Raw genomic sequence first — 7,745 nt, 5'->3', positions numbered from 1 at the left:
GGCCCAGGGCTTCAGGACGGACTCGAGTAAACCTAGGTTCTGAGTTTACGCGCCACCCTTCCGCCCTGGTCGTTGCCAGGGAAAGGTAAAGTAGCCAAAAAAGGGAGCGCGCCAAAGCATTGGCCTGCACTGAAAGTTCGCTAGCCTGCTATGACTATACCCGAAAAAGTTTTGTTTGACATCCCCTAGGACGGGATCCCGATCAATCCAGCCAATTTTCCCCGGCCGATCTTCAAGCTAAGCTTGCCCTGGCAATCCAGTAGCCGCACTGGTGCTCCCCCTTGACCTGCCAGGTGAGGCGCTCCACCCGGCAATCGGGCAGGGCGGCGGCAAACATCTCCAGCTCGTGGCCGCAGATGCTGGGAAAGCGCTGGGCAATCTGGGCGATGGCGCAGTGGTGCTCCACGAAAACATATTGCTCGACATAGTGCTTAGACCCCTCTGCTGCAATCGGTGCAGCCAGGTCGGCAGGATAGGGGTAGTACTCCGCCATGTAGCCCTCTGCCTGGCGCAACTGCACCAAGCGCTCCAGCCGCTCGGTCAGGGATCCAGAGCCTATCTTGGCTCGGTACTCCTGGGCTTTGCGCTGCCACTGCTGCTGGAGTAAGGATCCCATCTGTTCCGCTCCCAGAGTTTCAGCCAGCGTGTTGAGCAGGCCAAGGGCAAACTTGTCGTAGCTGGCAGGGAATTGCGCTTCCCCCTGGGGGCTAAGCTGATAGAGGTGTTGGGGGCGGCCCAGGCCACTGGGCTGTGCGACATGGTGGATCAGTCCCTCCGCCTCCAGATCCTTGAGGTGGCGGCGAGTTGCTTGGGGAGAAATGCCCAGGTGCTCTGCCAAAGCCTGGGCGGTGGCCTGCCCCGCCTTGCGCAGGTAGATCAAAATGGCCTGCTTGCTGGAAAGGGGTTGCGTAAACGGACCGCTGATCTTCCGCGCGCTCTCCACCCTTGCCCTCCTAGTTGGACTGGGTTTACTCAGCTGCCGCTGCCAGCCCCGCTCTCTGCTACTTTGACAACGGGATCATTCCTAAAGTAACCTGAGGATTAGCTAAGCAACAACCATGTTGTTTTAATTGGCCACCAGTTTTGCCCCTGTCCCTAACCGAGAGCTATCCATGTCTACGAGCGTCCGCACCCTGGTTAGCCAGCCTTACAAGTACGGCTTTGTTACCGACATCCCTTCTGAGTCCATCGGCAAAGGCTTAAACGAGGACATCATTCGGCAAATTTGGGCCAAGAAGGGAGAGCCGGACTTTATGCTGGAGTTTCGGCTGCGGGCCTACCGCCAGTGGCTGAAGATGAGCGAGCCCACCTGGCCAAACGTCACCTACCCACCCATTGACTACCAGAACATCGTCTACTACTCTGCTCCCAAGGTAAAGGAGAAGAAAAAGAGCCTCGACGAAGTGGATCCCGTGCTGCTGGAAACCTTTGAGAAGCTGGGGATCCCTTTGTCGGAACAAAAGCGGCTGGCTAATGTTGCAGTAGACGCCATTTTCGACAGTGTCTCAGTGGCCACCACCTTCCGGGAGAAGTTGGCCAAGGAAGGGATCATTTTCTGCTCCATGTCGGAGGCGCTGCGGGAGTATCCTGACTTGGTGCGCAAGTACCTGGGCACGGTGGTACCTATTACCGACAACTACTACGCGGCGCTGAACTCGGCAGTGTTTAGCGATGGCTCCTTTGTCTATGTGCCCAAAGGGGTGCGCTGCCCAATGGAGCTTTCCACCTATTTCCGCATCAACAACGGCGAGTTGGGCCAGTTCGAGCGCACCCTAATCATTGCTGACGAGGGATCCTACGTCAGCTACCTAGAAGGCTGCACGGCTCCCATGTTCGACACCAACCAACTGCACGCAGCGGTGGTGGAGCTGATTGCCCTAGACAATGCCGAGATCAAGTACTCGACGGTGCAGAACTGGTATGCCGGCGACGAAAACGGCAAGGGCGGCATCTACAACTTCGTGACCAAACGCGGCCTCTGTCAGGGGGCCAACTCCAAGATCTCCTGGACGCAGGTGGAGACCGGCTCTGCCATCACCTGGAAATATCCCAGTTGTGTGTTGGTAGGGGAAAACTCGGTGGGCGAGTTCTACTCAGTGGCCCTGACCAACCACTACCAGCAGGCCGACACGGGCACCAAGATGATCCACATAGGCCGCAACACCCGCAGCAAGATCATCTCCAAAGGCATCTCGGCAGGGCACTCTAGAAACAGCTATCGTGGCCTGGTAAAAATTGGGCCAAAAGCAGAGGGCGCCCGCAACTTTTCCCAGTGCGATTCTCTCTTGATTGGGGATCAGTGCAGTGCCAACACCTTCCCCTACATTGAGGTGCAAAACAACACTGCCAAGGTAGAGCACGAAGCTTCCACTTCCAAGATTGGAGAAGAGCAACTGTTCTACTTCCAATCGCGCGGCATTTCTGTAGAAGACGCCGTCTCCATGATCATCAGCGGCTTCTGCCGAGAGGTGTTCAACCAATTGCCGATGGAGTTTGCCGTCGAGGCGGATCGGCTGCTAAGCCTGAAGCTGGAGGGATCCGTTGGCTAGATCCCCGACGAGTACAATTGGGGGCAAGCCTGCCCACCCCTACTTCGACCCAAGAGTAACTGCTGACATGATCCGGGAAAACAGCCCTGTCATCTTATCTGTCCGCGATCTCAGGGCTGAGATCGACGGCACCCCTATCCTCAAGGGGGTGAACCTGGAGATCCGGGCCGGTGAAATTCACGCCCTCATGGGTCCAAATGGCTCCGGGAAAAGCACCTTCTCCAAGATCTTGGCCGGCCACCCGGACTACCGGGTAACAGGAGGTGAGATTCTCTATCTAGGCAAGAACCTCTTGGAAATGGAGCCGGAGGAGCGGGCCTGGGCTGGGATCTTTTTGGCCTTTCAATACCCCATCGAGATTCCCGGAGTGAGCAACTTGGACTTCTTGCGCGCTGCCTACAACGCCCGGCAAAAATATCGGGATCAGCCGGAAATGGATCCCCTTGAGTTTGATGACTTCGTGCGCCAAAAGCTGGGTCTGGTCAAAATGGATCCGGCTTTTTTGGAGCGCTCCGTCAACGAAGGGTTTTCTGGCGGTGAGAAAAAGCGCAACGAGATCCTGCAGATGGCCGTGCTGGAACCCACGCTGGCTATTTTGGACGAGACGGATTCTGGCCTGGATATCGACGCGCTGCGCATCGTTGCCCAGGGCATTAACCAACTGGCTGGTCCTGAGAAGGCTATGCTCCTCATTACCCACTACCAGCGCCTGCTGGAGTACGTGACCCCTGACTATGTGCATGTGATGGAAGGGGGGCGCATTCTCCTTAGCGGCGATAAGACCTTGGCGCTGGAGCTGGAGAAGCGGGGCTACGACTGGCTCAAGGAGGAGGTGGGATGAGCGCTGCGGTGCCCAAGTCCTCGGTTCGAGATGGGGGCGCTGAGCGCTTTGGCCGTTCCTTTCTAGAGCACATCCTCCGCCAAATTCCGGAGGTGGAGGATCCCCATACCCCTCTGAGACAGCAGGCCCGCGCCCAACTGGCGGAACTGGGGATCCCCACCCCCCGCGAGGAAGACTGGAAATACAGCGACCTCTCGCCGCTAGTGGCCCACACCTTTCGCCTAGCCGGCCCTGGGGAGCCAGGTCTGGAGGTAGCCGCTCTTGAGCCCTGGCTGTGGCCGGAAAGCCGTTACAGCTATGCCGTCTTTGTCAACGGCTACTTTGCTCCCCACCTTTCTAACTTGAGCGGCCTGCCCTCAGCCCTGCGAATTACTCCCCTAAGCCAGTCGGCTCCTGGATGGTTGCAAACCATCGCCAAGGTCGACGTCTTCAGCGCCCTCAACACCGCCCATCTAGGCGATGGGATCCAGATTGAGCTGCTGCCCCAGCAGGAGGTTTTGCCGCCCTTGCACCTGCTCTGGATCACTCTGGCCCCAGAGGGAGAGGCGGTTTTGGCCCAGCCCCGCTGCCTGGTAACTTTGCAGGCTAACACTGCCCTCACCCTCATTGAGGATCACGTCTCGGGGGGGGCAGGGATTCCCTTTGGCAACGCCGTTACCGAGATTGCCCTGGCCGAAGGAGCCCGCCTGCACCATGTAATCTTGCAGCGGCAGGGATCCCAGGCTTTTCACATCAACCAAACTGCTGTGCGCCAGGGTCGCCACAGCCACTACCGGCTGCAGGTCCTGCAGTGGGGATCCCAGTTTTCCCGCCACAACCTGGAGATTGCCCAGGTGGAGCCCCAGGCCCACACCCACCTGCAGGGGCTGACCCTGCTGAAGGGATCCCAGCACAGTGACACCCACTCCCGCTTGAGGCACCAAGCCCCCCAGGGTAGCAGCCGCCAACTGCACAAGTGCATTGTCGACGAGACAGCCCGTGCGGTCTTTAGCGGGCGCATTCTCGTCAGTCGAGAAGCCCAACTAACCGACGCAGCCCAAACCAACCGCAACTTACTCCTAAGCCCCAAAGCGCGGGTGGATACCCGGCCCCAACTGGAGATCTTTGCCGACAACGTCAAATGCACCCACGGAGCCACCGTGGGCCAACTGGAGGCCGAGGAGATCTTCTACCTGCAAAGCCGCGGCATCCCCCTAGCCCAAGCCCGCCAACTGCTCACCTACGCCTTTGCAGCCGAAATCCTCGAGGGGATCCCTGTGGCTCAGCTTCCCTCTCTGGTAGCCCAGCAGTTGGGGCCTGGCTAAATTGCCTTCCCATTGACAGCTAACCGTTGCAAAAGGAGGGGCCGTAGCCCATAGCCGCGGCCACGGGTCTCTGCCCTGCCTATGGTGGAACGGTCTGTGGCTGACGGCAGGGGGCCTTCCTGAGCCATTTGGGCAAAATCAATCCCATCTCTCTGCTGCTGAAGTTCCAGAAGCCAGGCTAGATTAAGCACTTCTTGCACCCCTCTTTATCCAGAGGCAGAACATCCATTGAATGCCCCCTTGAGAAGAGCCTTTCTCCCCTAGAGTGAAATACGACCCGGAACGGAGTCGCAAACTTTTGCTTGCAGAAGTACGTCAGGAGGTTATGATCTCTTAGAGAGGGCTGTAGGGTATTAGAAAATGTCGGATATACCACCACAACCTCTAACCGGGAAGGCTCTATTGCAGAAGATAGAGGCTTTGGGGCACCTGCCTCGCCGGGAAACGGCAAAGCGCTGTGGCTACGTAACCGTGACCAAGAACAACAAGCTCCGCGTCAACTTAAATGCTTTTTATGATGCGGTGCTGGCGGCAAAAGGTCTGAGCCTCGGCCCCAGCTCTAGCCGGGAAAAGCGCGGTCGCGAGCCCTCCTTTCGCGTCAGCGTTCACAAAAATGGGCAGATCATCATCGGGTCTGCCTACACCAAACAGATGAATCTCAAGCCTGGCGATGAGTTCGAGATCCAGCTGGGCTATAAGCACATTCACCTCAAGCAGGTGTTAAACGGCCAGGTCATGGAGGACGCAACCTCAGAAGAAGCTCCCCCCAAAAAGACGCGGGGCTCCCGGAAAAAAGCGGCAGGAGGTTGAAGGCCTTCTCAAGAGAGGGGATCCAGTGGAGCAGCAGTGCCTCTTTAGCCTTCCCTATGATGGGATCCAAAGCATAGGTTTACCGAAGGTGCTGATCCCCTAGACTGAGGATCCCTATGCAGCAGACCGTTCAACCTCCCCTCCAGTTTCTGCCGCCGCGATTGACGCCGTGGGTAGTTCGTTTTGTGCAAACAGGCTTGCCTTTTTGGTTGCGCTGGGCCAAAGGGATCCCGCGCGTTGAGGTGGATGGGGGCGAGCGGTTGGCTCAGCTTTATCAGCAATTTGAGGCGGGCAAGATTCGCCTGTTGGTAGCCTTTCGCCACCCCACTCTCGACGATCCCCCCTGCCTGCTGTACTTGTTTTCCCATCTTCTGCCGCAGCTGGCCCGACAGCAGGGGATCCGCCTCCAGCGGCGGCCCCACGTCCTGTTTGTCTACGACCGCGGCCTGCCGCTATGGCTGGGGGCCATTGCCAGTTGGGGCTTGCCCCGGCTGGGTGGGATCCCGATTTTGCGGGGCCGTCTAGATCGGGCGGGGCTGAAGAGCTCTCGCGAGCAGTTGGTCTCGGGCCCCTATCCGTTGGCAGTAGCACCCGAGGGGACAATCAACGGCATGAGTGGGCTGCTTAACCCGCTGGAGCCGGGGGTAGCCCAGTTGAGCTTTTGGGCCGTGGAAGATCTGCTCAAGGCGGGGCGGCCCGAGGAAGTGCTGATCCTACCGGTGGGCCTCCGCTACTACTACTTGAAGGATCCCCGGGCAGCCCTCGATAGGTTACTCCGCCGCATGGAGGCCGATTGCCAGCTGCCGACCAGGCGCTCCGCCCATGTTGGCCAAGGCTTTCTCATGGCCCGCTTGCTCCGCCTGGCTGAACATCTCATTCAGATTATGGAGGGCTTTTACGAGCGCTTCTATGCTCCTACTTTGCCTACTGCAATTCGGATCAAGCGGAGAGAGGGAGGGGATCTGCGGGCACGTCTACAAAGCTTATCGGATCTGGCTCTGCGCGTGGCTGAGCAGCGCTTTGGCCTACAGCCGCAGGGAGACTTCATCGAGCGGCGGCATCGCCTCGAACAGGCAGGCTGGTCCTGGATCTACCGGGAAGATATTTCCAATATTGCTACCCTCTCAGCTGTAGAGAAGGGGCTGGCCAATCGCATTGCCTCTGAAGCCACTTTCCACCTCTGGCACATGCGCTTGGTGGAAACCCTGATGGTGTTTGCTGTCCGTCCCCTACCTGAGCGGCCTAGCCTGGAGGAGCTGGCTGAAACCGCACTGCGACTGTGGCACCTACTGGCTTGGATCAAAGGCCAGAATCCCCTGAGTGCTCCTCCCCCTCAGCTGGGACCGCGATTAGCCCGTTTCCGCATTGGAGATCCCCTCTCAGTTTCAGAGCGCTGGTCCACCTACCAGGCCAACCGCCGGCAAGCTATCCAAGCTCTGACGCAGGAGCTGCAGGCGGCCATGGAGCGACTCCTGCCCTCCCCTACGGCTGTTCCCGCTGGCTGACTCAGGGTTGCGCCGCGAACGGGGTCTGCCAGCCCCTCCCCCTTAGCCCAGCTTTCCCTGCTAGGACAGAAGGTTTTTTTGCAGCATTTTGGGCCCGCAAGACGAATCTTTGCATTACCTGACAGGAAAGTGAAGGAAAAGGGAAGCTCCCGGCACTTGCGGTAGAAAGGGAGCAAGGGATATCAGGCAGGCTGGCCTTCACCTATGTCTGAGGAGCTGCTCCGCGCCATTCGCAAACGCGATCTTGAGGCCGCTACGTTAGCTGTGCAGCAGCTGCGTTCTCAACGTCTTAGCGAGGCGGCGATTACCTCAATAGTGATGGTGGCCGTGGAGCGGTTAGCTTGGGATGAGGGTGATCGGGCTGCCGCTAGGTGGTTGCTGCGTCGCTGCGCTCGACGGCGCTGACAGGGATCCCCTCCCCTTCTAAGGGGGCTATCCCTGGCTCTGTTTCCAAGGTGCCGATGGCCGCCTCTGAGCTCTGCTGATGTGGTTAGGGTCTCGGCCAGTTTCACTAGTTTTCGCTGGGGTTGTCGGGTTTCTTGTTGGATCTTCCTCGAGGAACATCAACCTCCGAAGACAAGCTGAGCGGTAGTCGGAGAGGCCCATGCTTCTTTGCTGCCCAAGCCAGACTTCTGGTAAAGCAGAGACGCGCTGGGAGCGAAGCCGAAGTCATGGGCGTCTTTAAAAACCCAGGCCGTCTGCTCCTGAAGTCACCGTGCCTTTTTCTGGGTCTAGG

General features: G+C 58.5%; 7 protein-coding genes. 6 read left to right on the top strand and 1 reads right to left on the bottom strand.

From position 1 onward, the window contains the following. Positions 1-232 precede the first annotated feature (232 nt). A complete protein-coding gene (sufR, locus tag NW827_RS04270) occupies positions 233-943 on the bottom strand; it encodes an iron-sulfur cluster biosynthesis transcriptional regulator SufR (protein WP_414403285.1) in 711 nt (236 codons plus the stop codon). A 169-nt stretch (positions 944-1,112) separates the two neighbouring features. Here sufR and sufB point away from each other — a divergent pair, with 169 nt between their 5' ends. From sufB to NW827_RS04240, 6 genes are all read left to right on the top strand, one after another. Further along, positions 1,113-2,549: a Fe-S cluster assembly protein SufB gene (gene sufB / locus NW827_RS04265; RefSeq protein WP_414403286.1), complete on the top strand. Its 1,437-nt coding sequence runs from the start codon at positions 1,113-1,115 to the stop codon at positions 2,547-2,549. Positions 2,550-2,616: 67 nt separating this feature from the next. Further along, a complete protein-coding gene (gene sufC, locus NW827_RS04260; protein ID WP_414359190.1) occupies positions 2,617-3,390 on the top strand; it encodes a Fe-S cluster assembly ATPase SufC in 774 nt (257 codons plus the stop codon). Further along, positions 3,387-4,694: a Fe-S cluster assembly protein SufD gene (gene sufD / locus NW827_RS04255; RefSeq protein WP_414503369.1), complete on the top strand. Its 1,308-nt coding sequence runs from the start codon at positions 3,387-3,389 to the stop codon at positions 4,692-4,694. Before sufC ends, sufD begins: the two co-directional genes overlap by 4 nt. Positions 4,695-5,054: 360 nt before the next feature. Continuing rightward, entirely contained in the window at positions 5,055-5,504 is a 450-nt protein-coding gene (locus tag NW827_RS04250) for an AbrB family transcriptional regulator (RefSeq protein WP_414359186.1), read from the top strand. Positions 5,505-5,620: 116 nt separating this feature from the next. After that, on the top strand, positions 5,621-7,009 hold the full coding sequence (locus tag NW827_RS04245) for a 1-acyl-sn-glycerol-3-phosphate acyltransferase (protein ID WP_414359185.1): 1,389 nt from the start codon (positions 5,621-5,623) through the stop codon (positions 7,007-7,009). Between the two features lie 204 nt (positions 7,010-7,213). After that, positions 7,214-7,414 (top strand): hypothetical protein, encoded by a 201-nt coding sequence (locus NW827_RS04240; protein WP_414359183.1) that lies wholly within the window; start codon positions 7,214-7,216, stop codon positions 7,412-7,414. The last annotated feature ends 331 nt before the right edge of the window (positions 7,415-7,745 follow it).

Source organism: Synechococcus sp. H70.1, from assembly GCF_047502705.1.
Lineage (GTDB): Bacteria > Cyanobacteriota > Cyanobacteriia > Thermostichales > Thermostichaceae > Thermostichus.
The sequence above is the reverse complement of the archived record's forward strand: the minus strand, read 5'-3'. Positions and strand labels throughout refer to the sequence as shown.

Excerpts from the sequence above, each read along its gene's own strand:
- NW827_RS04250 (WP_414359186.1), top strand. The coding sequence starts at position 5,055 with ATGTCGGATATACCACCACAACCTCTAACCGGGAAGGCTCTATTGCAG.
- sufC (WP_414359190.1), top strand. The coding sequence starts at position 2,617 with ATGATCCGGGAAAACAGCCCTGTCATCTTATCTGTCCGCGATCTCAGG.
- NW827_RS04245 (WP_414359185.1), top strand. The coding sequence starts at position 5,621 with ATGCAGCAGACCGTTCAACCTCCCCTCCAGTTTCTGCCGCCGCGATTG.
- sufB (WP_414403286.1), top strand. The coding sequence starts at position 1,113 with ATGTCTACGAGCGTCCGCACCCTGGTTAGCCAGCCTTACAAGTACGGC.
- sufD (WP_414503369.1), top strand. The coding sequence starts at position 3,387 with ATGAGCGCTGCGGTGCCCAAGTCCTCGGTTCGAGATGGGGGCGCTGAG.
- NW827_RS04240 (WP_414359183.1), top strand. The coding sequence starts at position 7,214 with ATGTCTGAGGAGCTGCTCCGCGCCATTCGCAAACGCGATCTTGAGGCC.